The sequence below is a fragment of the Rhodomicrobium sp. genome, assembly GCF_047605405.1.
In the GTDB taxonomy this organism is placed as follows: Bacteria; Pseudomonadota; Alphaproteobacteria; order Rhizobiales; family Rhodomicrobiaceae; genus Rhodomicrobium; species Rhodomicrobium lacus.
Genome location: NZ_JASGFR010000044.1, coordinates 1 through 22,605, shown reverse-complemented (window position 1 = coordinate 22,605; position 22,605 = coordinate 1). Strand labels below are relative to the sequence as shown.

Annotated in this window: 18 protein-coding genes; 9 read left to right on the top strand and 9 right to left on the bottom strand. The window is 64.3% G+C overall.

What is annotated here, in order from left to right; genetic code table 11:
• Positions 1-48 precede the first annotated feature (48 nt).
• The 9 genes from asnB to QM659_RS14690 form a co-directional block, all read right to left on the bottom strand.
• Positions 49-1,959 carry an asparagine synthase (glutamine-hydrolyzing) gene (gene asnB, locus QM659_RS14730; RefSeq protein ID WP_415188990.1) on the bottom strand — a complete coding sequence of 637 codons (1,911 nt, stop codon included), beginning with the start codon at positions 1,957-1,959 and terminating at the stop codon, positions 49-51.
• An 8-nt stretch (positions 1,960-1,967) separates the two neighbouring features.
• Complete coding sequence (locus QM659_RS14725; RefSeq protein ID WP_303486222.1) at positions 1,968-2,738, bottom strand: class I SAM-dependent methyltransferase; 771 nt, start codon at positions 2,736-2,738, stop codon at positions 1,968-1,970.
• Positions 2,739-3,021: 283 nt separating this feature from the next.
• Entirely contained in the window at positions 3,022-5,049 is a 2,028-nt protein-coding gene (locus QM659_RS14720) for a glycosyltransferase (protein ID WP_415188989.1), read from the bottom strand.
• A 141-nt stretch (positions 5,050-5,190) separates the two neighbouring features.
• The gene (locus QM659_RS14715; protein WP_415188988.1) at positions 5,191-5,772 is read right to left on the bottom strand and encodes a putative colanic acid biosynthesis acetyltransferase; all 582 of its coding nucleotides are present in this window, start codon (positions 5,770-5,772) and stop codon (positions 5,191-5,193) included.
• Positions 5,769-7,340: a hypothetical protein gene (locus QM659_RS14710; RefSeq protein ID WP_415188987.1), complete on the bottom strand. Its 1,572-nt coding sequence runs from the start codon at positions 7,338-7,340 to the stop codon at positions 5,769-5,771. The genes QM659_RS14715 and QM659_RS14710 overlap by 4 nt, the downstream gene beginning before the upstream one ends.
• A 272-nt stretch (positions 7,341-7,612) precedes the next feature.
• Complete coding sequence (locus QM659_RS14705) at positions 7,613-8,383, bottom strand: class I SAM-dependent methyltransferase (protein WP_415188986.1); 771 nt, start codon at positions 8,381-8,383, stop codon at positions 7,613-7,615.
• Positions 8,384-8,410: 27 nt separating this feature from the next.
• A complete protein-coding gene (locus QM659_RS14700; protein ID WP_415188985.1) occupies positions 8,411-9,787 on the bottom strand; it encodes an NAD(P)/FAD-dependent oxidoreductase in 1,377 nt (458 codons plus the stop codon).
• The gene (locus QM659_RS14695) at positions 9,784-10,905 is read right to left on the bottom strand and encodes a DegT/DnrJ/EryC1/StrS family aminotransferase (RefSeq protein ID WP_415188984.1); all 1,122 of its coding nucleotides are present in this window, start codon (positions 10,903-10,905) and stop codon (positions 9,784-9,786) included. Before QM659_RS14695 ends, QM659_RS14700 begins: the two co-directional genes overlap by 4 nt.
• Positions 10,906-10,934: 29 nt before the next feature.
• Positions 10,935-11,801, bottom strand: a complete 867-nt coding sequence (locus tag QM659_RS14690) for a glycosyltransferase family 2 protein (RefSeq protein WP_415188983.1) — start codon at positions 11,799-11,801, stop codon at positions 10,935-10,937.
• 814 nt (positions 11,802-12,615) lie between these two features.
• Here QM659_RS14690 and cas3 point away from each other — a divergent pair.
• The 9 genes from cas3 (at position 12,616) to cas2e (ending at position 22,495) form a co-directional block, all read left to right on the top strand.
• Positions 12,616-15,318, top strand: coding sequence for a CRISPR-associated helicase Cas3' (gene cas3 / locus QM659_RS14685; protein WP_415188982.1), 2,703 nt, complete (start codon positions 12,616-12,618; stop codon positions 15,316-15,318).
• A gap of 502 nt (positions 15,319-15,820) precedes the next feature.
• A complete protein-coding gene (locus tag QM659_RS14680) occupies positions 15,821-16,132 on the top strand; it encodes a hypothetical protein (RefSeq protein ID WP_415188981.1) in 312 nt (103 codons plus the stop codon).
• A 113-nt stretch (positions 16,133-16,245) separates the two neighbouring features.
• Positions 16,246-17,901, top strand: a complete 1,656-nt coding sequence (gene casA / locus QM659_RS14675) for a type I-E CRISPR-associated protein Cse1/CasA (protein WP_415188980.1) — start codon at positions 16,246-16,248, stop codon at positions 17,899-17,901.
• Positions 17,898-18,527, top strand: coding sequence for a type I-E CRISPR-associated protein Cse2/CasB (gene casB / locus QM659_RS14670; protein ID WP_415188979.1), 630 nt, complete (start codon positions 17,898-17,900; stop codon positions 18,525-18,527). Before casA ends, casB begins: the two co-directional genes overlap by 4 nt.
• Before the next feature lie 28 nt (positions 18,528-18,555).
• Entirely contained in the window at positions 18,556-19,662 is a 1,107-nt protein-coding gene (cas7e, locus tag QM659_RS14665) for a type I-E CRISPR-associated protein Cas7/Cse4/CasC (protein ID WP_415188978.1), read from the top strand.
• A gap of 4 nt (positions 19,663-19,666) precedes the next feature.
• The gene (gene cas5e, locus QM659_RS14660) at positions 19,667-20,428 is read left to right on the top strand and encodes a type I-E CRISPR-associated protein Cas5/CasD (RefSeq protein WP_415188977.1); all 762 of its coding nucleotides are present in this window, start codon (positions 19,667-19,669) and stop codon (positions 20,426-20,428) included.
• Positions 20,425-21,249, top strand: a complete 825-nt coding sequence (gene cas6e, locus QM659_RS14655) for a type I-E CRISPR-associated protein Cas6/Cse3/CasE (RefSeq protein WP_415188976.1) — start codon at positions 20,425-20,427, stop codon at positions 21,247-21,249. Before cas5e ends, cas6e begins: the two co-directional genes overlap by 4 nt.
• Positions 21,250-21,252: 3 nt before the next feature.
• Entirely contained in the window at positions 21,253-22,203 is a 951-nt protein-coding gene (gene cas1e / locus QM659_RS14650; protein ID WP_415188975.1) for a type I-E CRISPR-associated endonuclease Cas1e, read from the top strand.
• Complete coding sequence (gene cas2e / locus QM659_RS14645; protein ID WP_415188974.1) at positions 22,184-22,495, top strand: type I-E CRISPR-associated endoribonuclease Cas2e; 312 nt, start codon at positions 22,184-22,186, stop codon at positions 22,493-22,495. Before cas1e ends, cas2e begins: the two co-directional genes overlap by 20 nt.
• Positions 22,496-22,605 lie beyond the last annotated feature (110 nt).

The following is a 22,605-nucleotide window of genomic DNA, read 5'->3' as shown; positions in this document are numbered from 1 at the left end:
GCGCGCCCCCTCCGGGCAACTTCGCGGCCACCGTGCTCATGGTCTCGGTTACGGCTTCCAATGCTCTGTCCAGCGCCCCAGAGCATGGAGCAGCCAGAGCCGGTTGATGCCTTGCGGGCTGCCAGCGAAGGCTGTGACGGCTCCGTCGAGCTGGACCGCGTGGAGCATTGGCAGGCTCTCGCGCAGCACCGCGATGCTGTCGGCGACGTCGCCCTTGGCCAGAAGGTCGCGCATCCAGTCGGCGATCGGCACGGCGAAGCCCTGCTTGGGGCGGTCGACGAGCGGGCGCGGCACATGCCGGTAGAGGATGCTGCGCAGGATGTGCTTGTTGCCGAGCGGGCCATTGCGCAACCGCAGAGGCAACCGGAACGCGAATTCGACGATGCGGTGGTCGAGCAGCGGCTCGCGTCCCTCGAGGCCGACGGCCATCGTCGCGCGATCGACCTTGACCAGCACATCGTCGGGCAAGTACTCGCCGAGGTCCGTCGCCATCAGCCGTTCCATGGGCTCGCCGGGCCATTCGCCCGCTCCCGCGCGGGGATCGGCATATGGTACGGCCATCATCGCGGCGATCTCGCGCGGCTGGAAGAACGAGCGGAACGGCCGGATGGCGTCGGACGGCGAGGCCGCCGCGAGATAGCCGCTCAGCTTGAGCACGCGGTCGTGCACGAGACCGTGCCCGAGCGCGGACTTGACACGGGCGCCGACAGGGCCGTTGCCCATCGGTACGCCCGCGACCATCTCGTCCATCATCCGCCCGGCGCTCCGGGCGAGCGCGGGAAGCCCTTCGAAGCGTTGCATGCGACTGCCGACCAGGGGATAGCCGCCATAGCCGCAGAACAGCTCGTCGCCGCCATCGGCGGACAGCGCAACCTTGACCCGTTCTCGCGCGAGCCTGGCGACGAGATAGGTCGGAATGCCGGAGTGGTCGCCGAACGGCTCGTCGTAGAAGGTCGGCCATTGATCGAGAATGGTTCCCGCCTCCCGCGACGAGATCCTCGCCACGTGATGTTCGAGGCCGAGCGCGGCGGCGACCTTGCGGGCGGCGGCGGACTCGTCGTGACGGTCGCTCTCGAAGCCGATGGTGAAGGCCTGCGGGGTGAAGCCGCAGCGCTTGAGAACGCCGGCAACGAGGCTTGAATCGAGCCCTCCCGACAGGAACAGCGCGACCGGCACGTCGGCAACCATGCGGTAGCGGAAGGCGCTCTCGACCAGAGCTTCGAGTTCTTCTTCGAGCACGGCGTCGCTTTCGATCCGCTCGCCCTTGGCCAGCACATCGGCGAGCCGCCAGTATGGCCGTACCGTCGGCCCGCCCTCGCGGCCGAGGTTCAGCCAGTGGCCGGGCATGAGCTTGTGGACGCCTTGATAGATGGTACGCGGGGCGGCGATGTAGGCGTATTGCAGAAACTCCCCGACGGCGACCGCGTTGATTTGGGGTTGCCAGTGCGGCAGGGCACGAAGCGCCTTAAGCTCCGAGCCGAAACAGAGCGTGCGCCCGTCCCAGCCCCAGTAGAGCGGCTTCACGCCGATGCGGTCCCGAAACAGCCGGAGACATCCTTGCGGCCCGTCCCAGATCGCGAAGGCGAACATGCCGATGAAGCGGTCGACGCAGGCGGGGCCCCATTCGCGATAGGCGGCGAGGACGACCTCCGTGTCGCTGCTCGATATGAAGGTGTGCCCCTTCTTGGCAAGCTCGGCGGCGATTTCGCGGTAATTGTAGATCTCGCCGTTGAACGTCACCACGATCTCGACGTCGTGGCACGCCATCGGCTGGGCGCCGGCGCTCGACAGGTCGATGATGGAGAGTCGCGTATGACCGAGCCCGACGCCGTGGCCATCGAACCAGGTGCCGCTGCCATCGGGACCGCGCCGCGCCAGCGCCTTGACTGCATCGCCCAGACCGCGGCGCTGACGCTCGTCATCGCCGCCACGCTGCCAATAGCCGACAATTCCGCACATGGCTCAGCTCACGCGGGACGGCAGACGAAGATGGTTTCGCCGCGTTGCAGGCCATATCTGAGGACGAAGCCCGGCGATCCGGTCCACTCCTCGATCTCGAAGCCGGCCACCCTGACACGGTTCCGGACATCGCGGCCGTAGTAGCGAACATGGTCGAACTGCCCATAGTGCATCGTGCGGTCCTCCGGCGTGACGACCAATGGATTTTCGTAGGTTTTCGCCCACCCCTCGATGACGGGGATCATCAGCAGGAGATGCCCGTCGGGCTTCAGCACGCGGCGCATCTCGGCTAAGGCCGCCGTGTCGTCGACATGCTCAAGGACGTGGCTGCAGATGATGGTATCGAATACGGCATCCGCAAATTCGAGACGCTCGATATCGAGCTTGGCGTCTCCGGGCAGCGGATTGAGGTCGCCCTTGACGTATCTTGCCGGACCGAACAGCTCGACGAGAGCGACGATCGACGCCTCCGGCGCAAAATGCAGGATCGCCGAACCGGAGATCATGTCCCGCTGGTCGAGAAAGCAGGCCAGCAGGCGGTGGCGTTCGAGGCTATTGCAGGACGGACAGCGGGAATCGATCCTGGGCGGCATGCCGCAAGCGTGGAAGTAACCCGCAAATCCGCATAAGGAGCATTCTCTCGGATAAACCCCGAATGCCACCCGCGTATAGCGCCAAACGCTCAGCAGCGAGGATAGGGTGACGCGCAGCCCCTGCGGCTTGACCCGAACTTTCAGGCGCGCGGCGACGCCCGCTCCCGCAATGGACGTTTCGCTCATGATGGTCCTCCCCGGATGGTTATCCTCCCTGGGTGCAGCCGCGATTGCCTAGGCGTGTGGCCCCAAGTCCACTCCGAGCCTGCCGAAGATCTTTCGACGCGAGGTTCGCATTCAACCGGCGCATGCACGAAGTCCGACCGCCGCCCCCACATCGGGCGACCGGATGGGGACTGAGCATGAGCGCGGTGATCACTGCGACGCCCGGTTGCAATCGAAGGCGACATCGGTATGTGGCCACGGCGGCCGAGCTTGATGCGGGCTGCTGCGGCGTTTGGTGTGGTCCTCACGCGTGGGTGCCGAAGACCTCGGCGGAGGGCACCCGGGTTCGCCCTGTCGTCGCGCCGATCGCCGCGATCGCATCGAGCACGAGCCGCTCGTAAGTGGCGACGGCACCCGGAAGCTCGTGAGCCCTGGCGTAGATCCTTGCCGCCTGCGAGAGCTGCCGGCGCTGCTGCGGGTCGGTCAGGAGGCGCGTCAGATGCGCTGCCAAGGCCGCGTCGTCGCCGATCGCAAACCCGAGCGCGGCCCCCTTCTCGACCATGTCGGCCGCATCGGACGTGCAAAGGGACGTGACCACCGGCACGCCGAGCATCATCGCCTCCAGGACCGAGTTCGAGAAGCCTTCGTACTCCGAGCAGAGGACGCTGGCGCTGGCCCGCGCGACCAATGGATGGGGGTTGGCGAGCCAGCCATGGAACACGACCCGGCCGGAAAGACCGAGCCGCCCGGCGCGTTGTTCGAGGGCCTCGCGGCTGCCGCCGTCGCCCACGATATCGATTTGCCAGTCGATGTCCCTCGGCAGTCGCGCCGCGGCATCCAGGAGCGTGTCAACCCGCTTGCGCGGCCACAGACGGGACACGAGGCAGATCGACGGCACGCCCTGGCTGGAATGGGGCGCGGGCTCCCGGGCGAGGCGGTGCAGTTCGGCGGGATCGGCCAGGTTCGGCAAGCGGCGGGTACGCCCGGGGTCCACGCCGTAGTATGTCACCGCGTCGACGATGCCGTCGATCGAGTTGGCTGCAAAGAAATCCGCCGAGCGATAGACGCGATGGCGCAGCCATTCCAGGGCGCGTCCGCGCGGGGAGGTGGGGTCTTCGAGATACTCGCGCCGCGGCGAATTGATTTCCGACAGGATCATCACCGGGCCGCGGCGCTGCCCCAGCAGGGCGGCCCAGACCACAATGTTGGGATAGATGCCGAAGCCGAGCACGGCATCGTAACGTCCGTTCGCGATGTGCCGTCGCAAGGCCGCGATGACGCGCGGATAGCTTGCGACGCCCGTGCGGCCGAGATCAAGCACCGGGAGGCCGAACATCACCTCGCTTCCCCCGTTCAGCACCGCCGTCGAGACGCGGCCGCCGAACATGTGCTGCGCCGCGAGCCGGAACCGGTTCTGGGCACCGCCGCCGGCAAGCTGCGGGCCGACGAGCAACACCCGCGGATCGCGACGCAGCGGCGCCGAGGCGGGCGCGGCTACGGCTACGGTGCCGGGCACCTCGATGCGGCCGGTTTCGGCTGCCGTTTCAAACGCGCTCGATGCCGCAACCTTGGGGCGCAGCACGAAGACGTGGCACGAGCCGCCTGCGATGCGGCTCAGCCGTGATCGCGCCGCGATGGAGAGCCTCGAACCGAGCAGATATTTGGCCGTATAGAAGAGATGGTTCGATTCGCGGCTCTCCACCCGCCAGCCATTGCGCTCGAACAGCTGCCGCCAGCGCCAGCGGCTGAAATGCCAGATCTCTGTCAGCGCATTGCCGACCTCGCCATCGCGGGCGGGGAAGAGGATCTGCTCCCAGCGACGCGCGCCGCCGCTGTCGCCCGGGCGTCCGGCCGAGCCTTGATGTGCGGCGGCGTCCGCGCCGGGACGCCTCCTTGCGATGGCGGCCGCCCGCTTCAGGATATAGGGGTAGTGCGAGAGGTTGGAGTGGAGCCGCCAGCTTCCGCTCGGCACCACGTGCACGACCACGCCGCCCGGTTTCAGGACGCGGCGGATCTCGCGCTGGAAGGCGTCGGCGTGGGCGATATGCTCAAGCACGTTCGACGAGTAGATGGCGTCGAACGTGGCGTCCCCGGCGGGGATGCGATGGCCGTCATACTCGACGATGGGAAACACCCGATCATGCAGGTAGACGCTGCTTGGCATATCGACGGCCGTGACATCGTAGCCGGCATCGGCGAAATGACGGGCCTGCCAGCCGGTCCCCGCGCCGATATCCAGAAGGCGCGCGCCCTTCGGCGTCGTGCGCTCTATGATCGCTGCGATCTGGGCAAGTTCGAAGCGCCGGATCTTTTCGAGTTGAGCAAGGCTCATTGTGGCAACACTACCCTTGTACCGAGCTACCGGCGGCCGCCGGACAACATCCGAAAGGAATGGGATCCGCTCGTTCCACGACCGCAATCATGTGGCTCCGCTCGCGTCGCGATGTGCTGCGCGCGTCGTGTCCCGATCCGGTCAAGCGGCGATCCGCCGTTCCCTGATCCTGACCGCAGGCACGCCGAGATAGACCCCCCACGGTTCGAGGTCGGTCGCGGCGACACTGCCGATCGCCAGCACCGCGCCTTGTCCGACCGTCACGCCTGGCGCCACCGTTGCGCGAGCCGCCACCCAGGCCCCATCCTCGATGCGGATCGGCCTCGTCAGGAGATCGAAGCGAGAGGCGGTCCAGTCGTGGCTGCCGGTGCACAGATAAGCACCCTGCGACAGGCAGCAATTGGCGCCTATGGTCACCTCGTCCAGATTGTCGATCCATACGTCCTCGCCGATCCAGCTATGGTCGCCGATTTCGAGTTTCCAGGGGAACTTGACGCGCACGCCCGGCTTGATGGCGACGCCTCGGCCGATGCGGGCGCCGAACAAGCGCAAAACCGCACGGCGATGAGCGTAGCCCGGCAACCAGGACGAGACGAAAAGCGCTGCAACAACAACCCACAACGCCTCGATCAATGCCGGTCGGCCGCGGGCGAAGTGCGGGTTGCTGAATTGCGACAGCTGCGGAGTGATCGGCGTGGGGCATGGCGTGCGCGTGGGGCTCATGGCGTGCGCGAGCGCTCGCGGTCGGGCATGTGATACCGCTGGATCGGAGCCCGGGCGATTGGTCCACCGGCGGCCGCGAGCGGCTGCGGACGCCGCCCGGCGACGACCTTGCCGAGCGCCCATTTGAGCAGGGAAACGAGAATGAACACGCGCGCCGCCGGGATCACGATCATCTGGAAGGTGACGCCGACGTCGAGCAGCGCCAGCACCGCGGAAATCGCCACGGTCCGGTAAAGCAGCGCCGTCGAATCCCATCCCTGACCGCGCACCCACATCCAGGCGATCAGCCACCCGAGCACGGCCATGCCGACGAGGATGCCGGCATACCCCCACGCCCAGAAGAAGCTGCCGGGTAGCGCGATGGACAGTCCCCCGTGTGACCATCCGTACAAGCGGGCAAAATCGGCAGAGTCGAAAAAGTGAACCTTGTCGGGAATGAGCGCGCTTGGAATGACAGCGAAGACAGGTGCCACGGCCGAAGCAAGGGCATTCTCGTAGGCCGACTGGAAGCCGATGAATTCCATGAAGAGCGCGAACGAGGAGAGGTGAGCGAAGCGGTCCAGGATGAACGAGCTGTCATAACCGTCGGCATAGTAACCCTTGATCTGCTCGCCGCTGAGGATGGTGGCAACGGCCGCCCGGGCAACGTCGAGCTGCAATGCGACCATCTCGACGATCGATGCATTGTTCGGGATGACGCGCGAGATCAGCTCGCCACGGTAGGCCGCGACGAAGTAGGATACGCAGAGGATCCCGGCGACAGCTCCGGCGCCGATCAGCGCTTCCTTCACGAGCCCCAGCCGCGACGGCGCGCTGGCGGCGCCCAGAACCCAGGCCGCCATCATGATCATCATGCCGTACTTGCTCGCCGAGCCGACGGCGATGACGACTTGCACAGCGAGGTTGAGCCAGAAGATGATCCGGTCCGTGTTCCCCGGCGGTTCGCGGCCGCGCTGGTAGAAGTAGAGGAAGATGTAGGCGTAGCCCAGCTCCTTCAGCAGAAAGAGGATCTGCATCCCGGTCGAGTCGGCGATGGCGATATCTTCGGTCAGCTGCGAGGTTTGGCCACCGCGGACGACGAGGAACAGCACCGCGCCGACGATGCCGAGGCCGCCGATCCATCGCCGCATCAGCGCCTGCAGGCGGGTGTCCCGCCAATCCGGCGGCCGCGCGCGCGGCGGTCGTGACAGGGCGCGGCAAAGCCAGTAGGCGACGCACATCGCTGCCCAGCCGCGATACATCCAGCGCGCCGCCTCGTCGAGCGAGGTCGGCAGCAGCTCGTGCCACATGCGGTCCTTGTAGAGGTGCGGTAGCGCCACTGGAAGTGTGACGGCCAGTATCCAGGCGGCGCCGAGCACGACGATCGGATCGTTGACCAGCAGCTGCCGTCGAGCCGTCCAGATGGCGACCAGCGGCCCGAGCGTCAACGCCGCCACTCCCGCAGCGCACCATTCGCGCGGAAGCTCGGCAATCGACAGGACACCGATCAGGGCCGACCAGCCGAGAGCCAGCTTGCTGATGTCGTCTCGGCGAGGCCCTGCGGCTCTGGCGGGGGGCGCTTGCATCATGGGACGCACGGAAGGGGGTGAACCGAACAGTTCAGCACGGGGCAAGTGGCGACAGCACCAAAGAAAATGTAGCCCTCAGGATTGTCGGTTGCGAAGGTCCGCGAGACGGCTCGAATGGACCGCCAGCGTGTCATAGGTGCATTCGGCGAGCGGTTCGCCGGCGAGGCCGACGCGCGGATCGAACAGTCGATACCCGTGGCGACGGCTGCAAACGGTCCACTCATCTTGCGCTGCCGCGTGTGAAGTGGATTCCCATGCGGAAGGTATCCGGCCTACCTCACCAGAACGGCGACGATGTTGGCCCGCAGACTTCCGAGGCTTTGAGAGCTATTGACCAATCGCTCGTAGGCCATGCCGGCAAGGAAGGGGAGCGAGTTGAACATCAGGTAGGCCGGGAAACCTTCGAGCATTTCAATGTCGACACGACTGAAGCCGCACGACACGGCCAGGCGGTGGACCTCCCCACGGGTGTTCATGCGATAGTAGGTCGGAAACGGCTCGTAGGCTTCTGCCGCGAGGCCGCGCATCCGGTTGGCGACCAGCTTATGGAACCAGTGCGGGGTCGCCCGCGCGACGAGCGCGACGTAGTGGTACTGGTTGGGCGTTCGGAACACATAGGCGCCGCCGGGCTTCAACACCCGGTAGACCTCGCGCAGGAATACCTCCGGTCGCTCGACGTGCTCGACGACGTAGTCGCTGAACGCAAGATCGAATGTCTCGTCGTCGAATGGCAGCGTGTCGCCACTCAGGAGGATGGCGCGGTCGACATCCTTGTTCTCCATCACCGCCGCGTCGACGTCGGCGCCGACCAGTTCCGTCGCCTCGCCTCGCCTGATGCCCCACGGAGTTCCGTCACCGCTGCCTGCGCCGAGGTTCAGGACGCGCGATCCCGGCGTCAGATACCGGCGCACGAGCGTATAGAACTTCAGCGTGAGTTCGTACTTCGGATCGCCGTAATACTTCTGAAAGATTGGATCGCCCGATTTGATCATTCGCCCCATTGACCTTTCGCTACACGCCTGCTTCGCCGGAATGCGCGGCATCCAGGCTCCGTCAACCGCGGGAGGATATCAGGCCGCGACCGGCGCCGCGGCGACTGGCTCCGGCGCGACGCAGGCTGCGTGGCGCGCGATGCCGACATAGGGTCGCGCTGCTTCGGCATTCGCCAGCTTCACCTCCCGTGGCAAGGTCTTTCCGGTGAGCCGCCGGACCGTGTTGACCGCGAGGCTGAACCCGAGCGAGAACTTGCCGGGGACCACCACGTGAATTCCGTCGCCGACCTGCCGGATGAAATACTGGTAGTTGCGCTCGCCCGAATGGGCGACGATCTCCGTCTTGTAGCCTTGGTAGGTTTCGATGATGCGGGCGTCCGCGAGGGCCGGGAAAACGCGCCGTGCCATCTCGACGAGCTTCTCGGTGGCGTGGGTGACGGCGGCCTCGTCTTTCGGGTCGGCAAAATATCCCCCACCGATCACGGAATAGCGCCGCCCGCCGATCTCGTGGTGCAGATGATTGACGCTGCGGTCGACGAAAGGCGTCATGCGCACGAAATGGTGGTCTGCCACCGCCGGCCAAGCGACCAGCAATGGCGAAGCGACGACCTTCACGTCTTCCTGCCGGGAGAGGAATCGGCCCAGCCACTTGCCCGCAGCAAAGACGACGTTTGCCGCCTCGATCCGCCGCCCGCCAGCGGTTGTCAGCCGCGCTCCCTGACCGAGCCGCTCGACATGCTCGATTTCCGCGCCCACCTCGATCGTCCCGCCTGCGCCGATGAAACTGCGCACGAGGTCGGTCACGATCGCTGCGGAACGCATCGGCCGGTCATAGCCGACGATGCGGAAGTGCGTGTTGATGTCGAGGTTGATGCCGGGGTGGTCCGGCTTGGTGATGACTTCGCGCGAGTAGTCGGCGAAGCCGGCGCGGGGAATCCACTGCGAGGCCGCCACGCCGCCGGACCAGTCGTGCTTGTGGAAGCGTTGATGGCGGCTGATGAACTGCTTGATCGCCAGTTCCCAGGTCATGAGGAAGAAGACCTTGCGGGCGTAGGCGCTGACGCTTTCGAAGGAGCGCATGTCGAAGTCGGGATCGTTGCGCGCCGAGACGATGTATTCGATGGGTTCGTCTCGGAACCAGGCGCCCCCCGTCTGCGGGAAGGCCAGCCGCCCTTCCGGCGTGATCGCGATGTTCAAGCCCGGAAAACCCGCATAGTGATCGAGCAGATCCTCGACGCCGCCGACCATGGTGCGCAGGAACTGGTTCTGCGGAAAGATCGAATAGAGCGAGCCGAAATGGAACCAGCCGTGGTGGCTGGCGCTTGCCTCCTGGCAGAGCTTTTCGTTGCGCTCGACCAGCAGCACGTCGAAACCCGAGCGCGCCAGAGCCTCGGCGATCGCGAGCCCGGCGATCCCGCCGCCGACGATGGCATAGTCGTGGCGCGAGCCGCTCATCCCAGCGCCTCGACCATTGCGGTGGCGATCCGGTCGGCATCTGCCGGCGTGGTGCCGGATGTGATGGGTGGGCAGATCTGACGAGGGCACCAGATCTCGGTCGTCTTGAGGTCGGCCCGGTCGCAGGGGATATCCGCGAAAACCGGCTGCAGGTGGCACGGCACTTCATAGACGCCGCCGCCGCAGATGATGCCGCGCTCGGCGAGCTTCTTCTTGACGGCGTCGGCGCTGACCCCGTCCGGAAGGCGGACGATCAGCTTGTAGGTGCTGGCCTGGTCCATGTGCGAGGTCTCGCAGAAATCGATCCCGATCTGGCGCAGCCGGTTCGAGACGATGCGGGCGGCGTCGGTACGGGTCTTGACCATGCGATCGAGCTTGGCGAGTTGCACGAGCCCCATGTATGCGGCGATCTCGCTGATGCGCCAGCTGTTGCCGTGGTCGTAATGCAGGCCGCCATAGGCTGCATGACGCTTGCCCTGATTGCGGAAGGAGCGCGCGAGATCGGCATCCTCCTTGCTGTCGGTCACGATCATGCCGCCTTCCATGGTGGTCATGACCTTGGTCGGGAAGAACGAGAACGCCCCGCCGTCGCCGAACGACCCCGCGCTCTTGCCGCCGAGAAAGCTGCCGTGGGCGTGCGCGCAGTCCTCGATCAGAAACAGATTGCGGCTCCTGCAATAGGCGGCGATTTCCGCGAAGTCGGGAGTGATGATGCCGCCGATATGGACCCACATGACCCCGCTGACGCCATGCTTCTCCACGGTATACTTCAGCAGGTCGAGATTGGGCGCGTAGAACTCGGGCGTCATGTCCATGAACACCGGCTGGCCGCCCGCGCGCACGATGACCTCGACCGAAGCGAAATTGGTATTGGAGGGCACCGCGATCCTCTTGCCCCTGGCCCCCTTCAGCACGCAAAGCACCTCAAGCGCGGACGTCGCCGTGTTGTACGTCACAGCGTGTCTGGTGCCCACGTAGCTCGCGAACTCGGCCTCGAAAGCCTCGGTGTGCTTTGCGAGGATGAGCTGGCCCGAACGCAGGATATTGCCCATCTCCGCCTGAATGCCGGCGATTTCGCTGTCGTCGAGATCGAGGAAGAAGGGCTTGATCTGGCTCATGCTTCGTCCCTGACGTGGTTTCTTGCGACCTAGATCTTGCGGTAGTCTACGGGCTTGCCCGGATTGGTCTTTAGCCGCGCCTCGTAGACCTTGGAGTCGATGTAGAAGCGATACCAGAAGCCCTGAAGGACGTGCCAGATGAGCCCGGGACGCCCGTCGAGGAAACCCAGGCATATGACGTAACGGTAGAAGAAATAGAGAAACGGCCGCGCGAAGAGGGGCACCCGGGAATAGAGGCGCTCCTTGAACCAGCGGGTGCGCTCGACCTTGGTACCGAGGAGGCGCGGCCTGACCGCGATCGCGTCGGTGGTGCTGTCGACCTTGCGCAGGATCTCGCCGAGTTCTCCCCCGGCGGTGGCGATGTGCTTCTCCGTGAAGTAGTCGAGATGGTTCTTCTTGTTGTCCTCGAGGAAGTCGTTCTTCATCCGGCTCGTCTCGCCGTCGACGACGAGATGCTCCTCGGTGCGCTCCTCGTAGCGGGCCTTTCCCTTGCGGAACAGGCGCACGATGAAATGCGGATACATGCGGCCCCAGCGCAGCCACCGCCCCATCCAGTAGACGCGGCGGTTGAGGGCGTAGGCGGCTACGCCCGGTTCGCGGCCGACGCGTGCCAGGATCTCCGCCTTGAGCTTGTCGGGAATGATCTCGTCCGAATCGAGCCGCAGGATCCAATCGTGCCTGATCGGCAAATTGTCCAAGGCCCAGTTGAACTGCACGGCCTGGTTGACGAACGGGTTCTGATGGACGGTGGCACCGTGGCTGCGGCAAATCTCGACGGTGCGATCGGAACTGAAGGAATCGACGACGATGATGTCGTCGGACAGGTCCGCGATCGAGGCCAGAGTGTTCGCGATCTGGCACTCGTCATTGTAGGTCAGCAGGATGATCGAAATCATGTATTTCGTGCGTGCTTCCGACCGTGGGGAGCATCGGAACTCCGAGTCCGCGACAGGTGCTTCGGCGACTGGGACTTCTACCAAGAAGGAGGCGCTCCCCTGTGTCCGACTGAGTGCAGCGAGGGCCGTCTGCGCGAAGACTGCTGAACTCATCGACGAGATTAATTGAAGGTACTCTCGATGTTCTGCCTGATAGAAATGCGCTGACGTCAAGGAATTGTATGCAATTAAGCTGCGGATATCAGCTTTTATAAGCTACCGCACTTCGGGTGAAACGCAGCACCCGAAGCAACAAACTATAGCGACAAAAACGCTAATATATAAAAATATTAAAAACTATCTATTCGACCTGATAACGCGCAAAATCATATTGACTAAGCGCAATAATCGACGCACGCAAAAATTGCGGTTAATATTATTTCAGATATCCTAGGAGAATGACTTATTCACATCGGCTCAATGCTGAGACAACCTAGGTTAAACATTGCGTGCATTCCCTTCCTAATCTTCAATGAGTTCTATGCAATTTTGGAGAAAATGCAACATCTATTCGTGAGAGATCAACGGCTGATGCACAGTGTCGTTCACGCCGGGTCCTATCGGGAAGCGACTCGTCAGGCCCGCAATTTTTGAGCGGCTGCGAGGCGCGAAAAGACGGCGTTCCGGGAAGGGACGAGCGGACTTGCAACTGGAGCGTGTTTGCGTCCACCTCGGGTCGAGTGCGCTCATCGCCCGCTCCGACGACCCTCATCGTCTCGGCGTAGCCAAGGTTCATGCGTGCTGCTATACAAGTATTTATTTAGGAAGATAATCGATGGATATGTTTTCGTTCTGGGCGAAGTCCCAACCCGGTGCTGGCGGATCGCTTCAGTTGCACGCGCTGCCGTGCCATCTGCTCGATGTGGCGGCCGTCGCCGACGTTCTTCTTGAGCGCTTCCCGAGACGCCTCGAACGGCTTGCGGCGCTTCTCGACGCGGACCCTCAAGCGCTTCGCGGCCTCATCGTGCGGCTTGCCGCACTTCATGATCTCGGCAAGTTTCATCCCGATTTTCAGTCGAAGCTTCCCGATCGCTGCCCGGAGGAACTGCGCCGCTTCACGGGCACGGGGGAGGCGCCGCTCCATCACACCGTGCTTGGTTTCGGGATCGCCCGTGACCTCGAACTTGGGTCATTTTTCAAGGCGCAACTTCCGGGAGTTCGCGCAAGCGGTATTTCGCAACTCTTGACCGCTGTCATGTCGCATCACGGGCGCCCGATGGATATTCCGTCCAGCGCGACCCTGTGGAAGCGGAGCGTAGAAACGATCGCGCCCCCGATCAACGATTTCATCGACCGCGCTTTCGCGCTGATCCCCTGCGCTGGCCCCGTGCTTCTCGGAAAGCCCTCAGCGAGCCAGCTCGCGGCGTTCTCCTGGGCGCTTGCGGGTCTCGTCGTCCTCGCCGACTGGATCGGCTCGAATGAGGAATGCTTTGCGTATCGCGAGACGGTCGGCGATCTGTCCGACTACTGGCGCCACGCGCGCGCTCAGGCGGTCGAGGCGGTGGAAAGGGCTGGAATCCTGCCTGCTTCTGCGCGCGAGGCTTTCGATCCTTCGGACCTGCTGCCCAAGGGCAGCGGACGCGCCGAACTGAGCCCGCTTCAAACGGCTGCCGCAGCCATCCCGATCAGCGCCGGGCCGAATCTGTTCATCATCGAGGATATGACGGGCGCGGGAAAGACAGAGGCCGCGCTGATCCTTGCCGAGCGCCTGCTCGCGGCCGACGCCGCAAGCGGCATTTACTTCGCGCTGCCGACCATGGCGACATCGAACGCCATGTATGGCCGTTTGGCTGGCGTTTATCGCAAGCTGTTCGCTGACGGTGCGGCGCCATCCCTGGTTCTCGCGCATGGCCGACGAAATCTCGACGACCGCTTCACGGGCTCGATATTTGACCCCGGTGAGTCCAAACCGGCGCGCTTTCCGGCTCATGACGACGCCAACGAGACGGCGCAGCACGCTTGCGCGAGCTGGATCGCGGACGACCGGCGCAAGGCATTCTTCGCCCATGTCGGCGTCGGCACCGTCGATCAGGCGCTTCTCGCGGTCTTGCCGCGCAAATATCAGGCGCTTCGCCTCTGGGCGCTTGCCGACCGCGTGCTGATCGTGGACGAGGCGCACAGCTATGACGCCTATGTTTCGCGCGAGCTTGAGAGTGTGATCGAATTTCATACCGCGCTCGGCGGGTCGACCATAATCCTGTCGGCAACGCTCGCGGAGAGTAAGCGCAACGATCTCATTGCTGCGTGGCGAAGCGGCGCCGGGATTAGTGGAGGGCGCGTTTCGAGCGCCGCTTATCCGCTGATAACCGCCGTACGGCGCGGCGCAGTCGATGAAACTCCCGTCGGAGCGCGCGAGGAGCTTTGCCGAAGCGTTCCGGTCCGCCGCATTGCCACCTTCGATGAGGCCGTCGCGCATGTGGCAGCCTTCGCCAGGGACGGCGCGCCGGTCGCGTGGATCAGAAATGCGGTGGACGACGCCATCGAAGCCTGCGAGGCGCTGGAGAAGGCGGGGCTTGAGCCGCTCCTTCTTCACGCGCGCTTCGCGATGGGGGATCGCATCGACCGCGAGGCGAAAATCCAGACGCTGTTGGGGCGCGGGAGCACGCCGGAGCAGCGGCGCGGCTTCGTTCTCGTCGGGACGCAGATTCTCGAACAGTCCCTCGATTACGATGTCGACGCGATGGTGAGCGACCTCGCCCCGGTCGATCTCATCATCCAGCGCGCGGGAAGGCTGTGGCGGCATCCCGGCCGCGAAGGACGCCTCGCGCCGCGCGAACTGCTGATCTTCTCGCCGGACCCCGATGGCGCGGTGGATGCCGACTGGTATCGCGGCATGAGCCAGCGCGCCCCCGCCGTCTACCGTCATCACGGCGCGATCTGGCGCTCGGCCAAGGCGTTGTTCGATGCGGGCGAAATCCGCGCGCCGGAGGGGCTGCGCCACCTCATCGCGAAGGTTTACGGTCCCGATCCGCTGGACTATCCGGCCGCCTTGGACGCCGCGTCGATGAAAGCCGAGGCAAACGCGATATCGGGCAAGTGTGTGGCCGATATCAACCTCCTTTCGCTCAAGGACGGCTATGGCCGCGACAACGCAGGGTGGTCGGCGGACGTGGATGTTTCAACGCGCCTCGAAGACGGGCCGTCGGTGACGTTCAGGCTCGCACGGCTGGTAGGCGGTGCGGTGGTCCCGTATCGCAAGCTTGAGGGCGAAGGTGCGGAGGCGCTTCGGCGCACATGGGCGCTGTCCGAGGTGCGCGTGCAGGAGCGGCTTGCGAAGGGTGTGCCGAAGCCGGAAGGCGAACTCGCCCGCGCCATCGACGCCGCGAAGAAGGATTGGGGCAGGTGGGAGCGGGAAATCCCGCTGTTGCTTCTGGCGCGAGGCGGCGATGGCGAACCGTGGCGCGGTTCGGTGGAGCGTGAGAAGGGGGCGGCTACGGCGGTTTACGATGACCGGCTGGGGCTGCGGTTCGAGGCGTGAGCGGTCGGCGCTGCGGATGGAGGTTCTGCGCTCCGCCTGCTTGAAGCCGCCACGCGGAGCAGAGTTCGTTGAACGTGCCAGGCGATGTCCCGGATAATCGCATTGCCGCGCGCCTCGTGGCATTCTGTCGACGCCATGCGGGCCACTTTCGACCGATGTCGGCGCCCGCCCGTTTGACAGTCTCGCGCGAACGCTTTAGCGTCCGGCTTGTCCTCGCCCGAGCGGGGATGAACCGGTATGACGTTAGAACGGAATGTGAGCCGGTAAATCGTTCCCTGCCCACGCGGGGTTGCCCTCCCGCCGAAAAAACAGAAGGTATGCCGTTCCTAACGGTATGTGAAATCACCAAGGGTGGGGGGATTGACGGAAGGTAAAAGGTCGTATACGTATTGTCAGCGGGCCGCTCAAGCGCGCACAAAAAGAACCGGCGATGAGTTGCAGCTCATCCCGGTTCATTGTCCTAAATCTTTTGCCCTATCAGCTACGAATTCAGGAGATACCATTGGATACCGTCATCGACGACGAACCGCAATGCAATTTTGCGGAAAACATCATTTTGTCTGAAGAGCAGGTCGCGGAAATCAAGGCGCGACATGATCGGCGTGAAACTCCGGCTCAGATCGCCAAGGCCATGCGGCTGACCACGGGGGACGTGATTTTCGCCCTGACCGATCCGCGCTATGTATATATCCGGGCAATGGATCCCGGTCGTTTGCCCCAACCCGATGTGCAGTTTCTCGACCCGAATCTGGCTCAGTTTCGCGAGTCGTTCCGACTGATGAACGAAGCGGCGCGGCGGCTCTGCCTCATCTGACGATGCACCCTTAATATACCAGTCGACAAGCCTGATCCGAGGCTTTCCGGTGAGCGCGACTCAGCGCTCACTGACTGAATATTCGTGGCCATTTTACAAAAGAGAGTTTCGTTATGACCGAGCCTTATTCGCTCGCGGCGGAGCCTTGGCTGCCCGTCGCCACGGTCGAGGGGGAGCGCGAATTCATTCGACTCCGCGATATCGGCCGCACTGATTTGCTGCGCATCGACACCGGCCGCGCCGACTGCGACATCAGCGTGACCGAATTCCTGATTGGTCTCATCGCTATCAGCATGGGGCCAACGGACAATTACGACTGGCCGGACCGCTTCGAGACGCCGCCCACGCCCGACGAAATCGATGCCGCCATCGCGCCCTTCGCCCGCGCGCTGGTGCTCGACGGAGACGGCCCGCGCTTCTTCCAGGATTTTGAAAATCTGGAATTGCTGAACGACGCCGCGCGCGAGCCCATCGCTTCTCTTTTCATGGAAACGCCCGCTGGCCACTTCGTCAAGGAAGGAACGATTTCGGCACTGTCGCGGCGCGGCGCGGCTCTCGCGCTCATTGCTTTGCAGGCCGGTGCACCGGCCGGGGGACGGGGGCATCGAACGTCGCTGCGCGGTGGCGGCCCGTCCACCACTCTGGTAATCCCGAGGATTGGGAGCAGAGCGCCGACTCTCTGGCAGCTTCTTTGGGCGAACACACCGGAGGGATTGAAGATCGCCCCCGAGGATGCGGCAAAAGTGATCCCTTGGCTTGTGCCGACGCGCACGTCGCATAACGACGAGATCACGACTCCCGCCCACACCCATTTTGCCCAGGCGTTTTTCGGGATGCCGCGGCGCATTCGGCTCACGTTCACGCCAGGAAATGGCGAGCGTTGCGCCATTACGGGCGATACGGACGCTGTGATCGTCACGTCCTACGTCACGCGCCCCTATGGGACATATTACCCAACCCACACATGGCCCCACCCGCTCAGCCCCTATTACAAGTCGAAAGACAAGGAGCTTGGCGAAATTTGGCTGCCGTTGCATTTCAAGGTATCGGGCGTCGGTTACAGGGATTGGATCGGGCTGACGCTCAAGAGCAAGGACGACAAAAAAGAAGAGACGTCGCTTCCGGCGCATGTCGTCTCCACCTTCCTGCATGCTCGTGCGGTCGATATCGGTCTGAAAGTTTCCGTGCCGAACAGCGTCGGCCTGCTCGCGGCGGGCTATGCGATGGACAAGATGAAGCCGCTCGACTTTACCGAGGCGATGCTGCCGTTGATCTCCACCGGCGATAAAGAACGCGACTATCACCTAGCAGGCTGTGCGACGGCGATGGTGCAGGCGGCCGAAGCAGCCTCGCAGCTCCTTCTCAGCGCCTTGAAGACCGCCCTCTACACCGACAAGAAGAAGGCTCAGCCCGAAAGCAGCAAGGCGCCGCTCGCCGCCGCCCGCGCGCGCTTCTGGGCCGACACCGAGAACGCCTTCTACGACACGCTTCGCGATCTCGCGGTGAAAGCCCCGGACGACGCCGACGCGAAGGTTTACGTCGAGGCAAAAGAGGCGTGGCGCGCGGCGATCCGCACCGCCGCGCTTGCCATTTTCGATGATCTCGCACCCATCGACGCCCCTGACAGCCCCGACCTCAAGAACATCGTCAGCGCGCGCAGCATGCTGTTCTTCGGCCTGAGCGGGCCGATAATCTGGAAGGCGCTCGGCGTCGAGCGGCCGGAAAAAGCAGAGAAGAAGGCGAACGGAACCCGGAGGAAAGCGGCATGAGCGAAGCATCGGCGAATACGGCGGGCGCGCAAATCGGTACAGCCGCACCTAAAATCGGCACAGCGAAAAAGAACGAGATTGGAGACGAAGCACGCAAGTGGTGGCAATCGCTCCAGCCCGCAAAAAGCGGCGAAGTCGCCAACGCCAACGGAGGCGGCAACCGGGCCGCGCTCGCGAAGCTTCGGCGTTCTTCGACTTGGGTCGAGGCCGCGGCCGAGCGCGAAACGGCGCTGCTGTTCCGGCGCGTCGGCAGCGGCAACGAACAGAGGCTCCGCCGCGTGGGGGTGCTGGCGGCTGTGCTCGCCCATGTCCGCGAAAACGAAACGCTGAAAATTGCGTCATCGGTCGGTCCGAACAAGGGCGACGACGCTACGGCGCAACTCAGTCAGCTTCGTCTGCGCCGACTTCTCTCCACCAGCGGCGACGACGAGATATTGACCGCGTTTCGCCGTCTCGTCGCTCTCAAGGGCGGCACGGCAAACGTTGGCGATCTCGCGGATCTGATCATGAACTGGGACAGCGAGCGCACACGCATGCGCTTCGCCTTCGACTACTGGCAGGCAGGTGAAGCGGCCCCTCGCGACAATCCGAAAGAAGAAACGTCCACTGAAAAGCCCGCAGCCTGACTCCACTCATTTTCAAAGGAAAAGCATCATGACGAAATTCATTCAGCTTCACGCCCTTACTGTTTACGCGCCCTCGAACCTCAACCGCGACGACACCGGCCGGCCCAAGACGGCGAAGTTCGGTGGCGCGGAACGCCTGCGCATTTCGAGCCAAGCGCTGAAGCGCGCCATCCGAACCTCGGCCAATTTCAGGGAGCGGCTCGCGGGCAATCTCGGCGAGCGCACGCAGCGGCTTGGCGAGGTCATTTCGGCGCATCTCAGGAAGAGCGGCGTCGATGACGCGAAAGCGCTCGAAATCACGCGCATCGTGGCGGGCATCTTCGGCAAGATCGAAGATGCCAAGGACAAGCCTCAAACCAATATCAAGCAGCTCGCATTCATTTCGCCGGAAGAAAAGGTCGCCGCGTTCGAGCTTGCCGACAGGCTGGTTAAAGACGGTATCGACGCTTTCAAAGATAAGAAGCAGGCGGAACTGGCCGCCGGACTCCTCCGTCGCGCCGATACGGCGGCCGATATCGCCATGTTCGGGCGCATGCTCGCCGACAACCCGGACTATAACCGCGAAGCGGCGGTGCAGGTCGCGCACGCCATCACCACGCACAAGGTCGTGGTCGAGGACGACTTCTATACCGCCGTGGACGATCTGAAGACGAGCGCGGAAGACGCGGGCGCGGGCTTCATCGGCGAATTGGGCTTCGGCTCGGGCGTCTTCTATCTCTATGCCAGCATCGACCGCGACTTGTTGCTGAAGAACCTCGGGGGCGATCCGGCGCTGGCGCGGAAGGCGATCGAGGCGTTTGTGGAAGGCTTCGCGAAGGCGCGGCCCTCAGGCAAGCAGAACAGTTTCGCCGCGCACGCACTCGCGAATTATCTTCGCGTCGAGAAGGGCAGCCAGCAGCCGCGCAGTCTCGCGGCGGCGTTCTTCAAGCCTGTTTGGGGCGACGATCTCCTTGCGAAGTCGGTCGAAGCGCTCGAAGGCGATGACCGCAAGGGCGGTTTGATCGCGCAGATGAACGGCGTCTATGGCGCCTTGTTCGACGATGCGCGCACGCTTCGCGCAATACCGGGCCGGCCCTGGGATCCAGGCCACGACAGCACGCTCGAACAGATCGTCGCCTTCGCGGCGAGCGAGTGACGCCATGCGCAACTATCTCGTCTTCACCATCGCCGCGCCGATGGCGTCCTTCGGCATGAAATACGATCCCGGGGAGTGGCGGAACTCGTCCAATCGGCCCTCGAAATCGGGCGTTCTCGGGCTCGTCGCGGCGGCGCTCGGCATCGAGCGCGAGGAACAGCATCGTATCGATGCGCTGAGTCTCTTGAACTTCGCGGTGCGTGTCGATCAGCCGGGGCAGCCCGCCTACGACTATCACACCGCGCAGGTGCCACCGCAAAAGCGCAATCGCCGTTTCGCCACGCGCGCTGACGAACTCGCCGTAGCGAAACACGAACTCAAGACGACGCTCTCCACGCGTGAATACCGCACGAACGCATTCTCGACGGCTGCGTTGTGGTTCAGGACGGGCGTCATCGAAGCGCCGTTCTCGCTCTGGAGCATCGCCGAAGCGTTGAAGGCTCCGCGTTTCAACCTTTACGCCGGTCGGAAATCGCATCCGCTGATGCTTCCTTGCGCGCCGGAGGTTGTTGAGGCGGACGACGTGCTCGCTGCTTTCTCCGTCTACGATGACGCGACGAAGCGCGTCGCGGAGTTCAAGAAGAGTTATTTCGAGAGCGAGGGGCAGGCTACACCTAAGCCGACCGTCTACTGCGACGCCGACGATCCTGCGGCGGCTTCGAGCACACGCATCGAACAGCGCCGCGACGTGCCGGAAAGCCGGACGAAATGGCGGTTCGGCGTGCGGCAAGAGGCGGTGATCGCACCGCGGGGGGGGCAGACATGAGCACCCTCTACTTTTCTCGCGCGCGGCTTCGGGCTGGGCGCGGCGAGGCGCTTGCGCCGCTCGCCCGTGCTCTTCTGGGCATAGCCAAAGGCGACGCCCTCGCGCAGGCGCACCGCATCGTGTGGATGCTGTTCAACGACGGCAGCGAGCGTCCCATCGTGGATGCGAGCGGCAAGGAGCGGCTGTTTCTTTGGCGCGAGAAATCGCCCGGCGAATATTACATCCTGTCGCGCGAGGCGCCCGATAATCGCCACCGCTTGTTCGATCTCGACACGCAGGAGTTCGCGCCAAAGCTCAACGCGGGCGACACCTTGCGTTTCTCGCTTCGCGCCAACCCGGTCGTCAGCCTCAAGCGCGCATGGGAGGCGGGAGAGGAGAAGCGCGACGGCAAGGGACGCGTTCGCGGCCAACGCTGCGATATCGTGATGGCCGCGTTGGAACCGCTGGAAGGCAAGCGGACGCGCGACAAGCGAACGGAACCGACCGACAAGGAAAGGCTGAAGCCGACCGAGCGGGCGGAAAAACGCGAGGCCGAGACCGCGAGGGTTGCGCGCGCGTGGCTCGAAGGGCAGGGGCGCAAGGCCGGCTTCGCGCTTGTTCCGAACCCCGACGCGGAGGGCGACAAGGTTTTCCTCAGCGCCTCGAATTACGAAACCGTCCGTATCCCGCGCATTCGCGGCGACGGGGCAATCTTCGGCGTGCTCGATTTCGAGGGGCTGATCGAAGTGACCGATCCGGCGCTGTTCCTCGCGCGCTTGCCCGACGGCTTCGGCAAGGCGAAAGCCTTCGGCTGCGGGCTCATGCTCATCCGCCGGGGGTGAGCCATGGCCGAAGCCGCGCCAGCACCGTTCATACCGCTGCGCCCGATCCCCATGCGGGACCGGGCCAGCATCGTGTTCCTGCAATATGGCGAACTCGACGTGCTCGACAGCGCGTTCGTGCTCGTCGACCAGAACGGCGTGCGCGTGCAGATCCCGGTCGGCGGGCTTGCCTGTCTCATGCTCGAACCGGGCACGCGCGTCAGTCACGCCGCCGTGGTGCTCGCCGCGCGCGTCGGCTGCCTGCTCGTCTGGGTGGGTGAAGGGGGCGTACGCCTCTACGCGTCCGGCCAGCCGGGCGGAGCGCGCGCCGACAAGCTCCTCTATCAGGCGAAGAACGCGCTCGACGAAACGGCGCGGCTCAACGTCGTGCGCAAGATGTACGAGCTGCGCTTCGGCGAACCCGCGCCCGAGCGACGCTCGATCGATCAGCTTCGCGGCATCGAAGGCGTGCGCGTCCGCGAGATGTACAAGCTGCTCGCGCGCCGCTACGGCGTCGAATGGAAGGCGCGCAACTACGATGTGAAGGACTGGGACAAGGGCGACCTTCCGAACCAGTGCCTTTCGGCGGCGACGGCGTGCCTTTACGGGCTTTCCGAAGCGGCGATCCTGGCGGCAGGATACGCGCCCGCCATCGGCTTTCTGCATCGCGGCAAGCCGCAGAGCTTCGTCTACGACATCGCCGACATCGTGAAGTTCGAGACCGTGGTGCCGACCGCGTTCGAGGTGGCGGCGCGCGTCGCCAAGGGGAAGGGAGACGGCACGCCGGCCGAGCGGCAGGTGCGCGTGGCCTGCCGCGACAGCTTCCGCCGCGCGAAGATCCTCGACCGCATCATTCCGCTGATCGAGGAGGTGCTCAGGGCGGGCGGCCTGGAGCCTCCCGAAGAGGCCCCCGAGGCGACAGATGCGGCCATCCCGCGCGAGGAGGCATCCGGCGATGATGGTCATCGTAACTGAGAACGCGTCGCCACGCTTGCGCGGGCGGCTCTCGCTCTGGCTGCTTGAGGTACGCGCGGGCGTTTATGTGGGCAATTACTCCCGGCGCGCGCGAGAGCGCATGTGGGGCGAGGTTTGCGCGATGATCGGCGAGGGCAACGCCGTAATCGCGTGGACGGCGGTGAACGAGGCCGGGTTCGACTTTCTCACCGTAGGCGCGAACCGGCGGGAGCAGGCCGATTTCGACGGTTTTCTGCTGGTGAAGTTCAGGCCCGCGCCGCCTGCCGAGGACCCGCTGAAGCCGCCGTTTTGAGCCTGCGGAACGAAGCGGGAACTTTGGTGGCGTTCTTTGACATCGTGATTCTTTCGTGCGATCAATTCGTTACGCGGAAGTGTGTTCCCCGCCCACGCGGGGATGAACCG

Excerpts from the sequence above, each read along its gene's own strand:
- cas5e (WP_415188977.1), top strand. The coding sequence starts at position 19,667 with ATGCGCAACTATCTCGTCTTCACCATCGCCGCGCCGATGGCGTCCTTC.
- QM659_RS14725 (WP_303486222.1), bottom strand. The coding sequence starts at position 2,738 with ATGAGCGAAACGTCCATTGCGGGAGCGGGCGTCGCCGCGCGCCTGAAA.
- cas1e (WP_415188975.1), top strand. The coding sequence starts at position 21,253 with ATGGCCGAAGCCGCGCCAGCACCGTTCATACCGCTGCGCCCGATCCCC.
- QM659_RS14710 (WP_415188987.1), bottom strand. The coding sequence starts at position 7,340 with ATGATGCAAGCGCCCCCCGCCAGAGCCGCAGGGCCTCGCCGAGACGAC.
- cas2e (WP_415188974.1), top strand. The coding sequence starts at position 22,184 with ATGATGGTCATCGTAACTGAGAACGCGTCGCCACGCTTGCGCGGGCGG.
- QM659_RS14700 (WP_415188985.1), bottom strand. The coding sequence starts at position 9,787 with ATGAGCGGCTCGCGCCACGACTATGCCATCGTCGGCGGCGGGATCGCC.
- asnB (WP_415188990.1), bottom strand. The coding sequence starts at position 1,959 with ATGTGCGGAATTGTCGGCTATTGGCAGCGTGGCGGCGATGACGAGCGT.
- cas3 (WP_415188982.1), top strand. The coding sequence starts at position 12,616 with ATGGATATGTTTTCGTTCTGGGCGAAGTCCCAACCCGGTGCTGGCGGA.
- QM659_RS14690 (WP_415188983.1), bottom strand. The coding sequence starts at position 11,801 with ATGATTTCGATCATCCTGCTGACCTACAATGACGAGTGCCAGATCGCG.
- casB (WP_415188979.1), top strand. The coding sequence starts at position 17,898 with ATGAGCGAAGCATCGGCGAATACGGCGGGCGCGCAAATCGGTACAGCC.
- QM659_RS14715 (WP_415188988.1), bottom strand. The coding sequence starts at position 5,772 with ATGAGCCCCACGCGCACGCCATGCCCCACGCCGATCACTCCGCAGCTG.
- cas7e (WP_415188978.1), top strand. The coding sequence starts at position 18,556 with ATGACGAAATTCATTCAGCTTCACGCCCTTACTGTTTACGCGCCCTCG.
- QM659_RS14720 (WP_415188989.1), bottom strand. The coding sequence starts at position 5,049 with ATGAGCCTTGCTCAACTCGAAAAGATCCGGCGCTTCGAACTTGCCCAG.
- QM659_RS14695 (WP_415188984.1), bottom strand. The coding sequence starts at position 10,905 with ATGAGCCAGATCAAGCCCTTCTTCCTCGATCTCGACGACAGCGAAATC.
- cas6e (WP_415188976.1), top strand. The coding sequence starts at position 20,425 with ATGAGCACCCTCTACTTTTCTCGCGCGCGGCTTCGGGCTGGGCGCGGC.
- QM659_RS14705 (WP_415188986.1), bottom strand. The coding sequence starts at position 8,383 with ATGCCGCGCATTCCGGCGAAGCAGGCGTGTAGCGAAAGGTCAATGGGG.
- casA (WP_415188980.1), top strand. The coding sequence starts at position 16,246 with ATGACCGAGCCTTATTCGCTCGCGGCGGAGCCTTGGCTGCCCGTCGCC.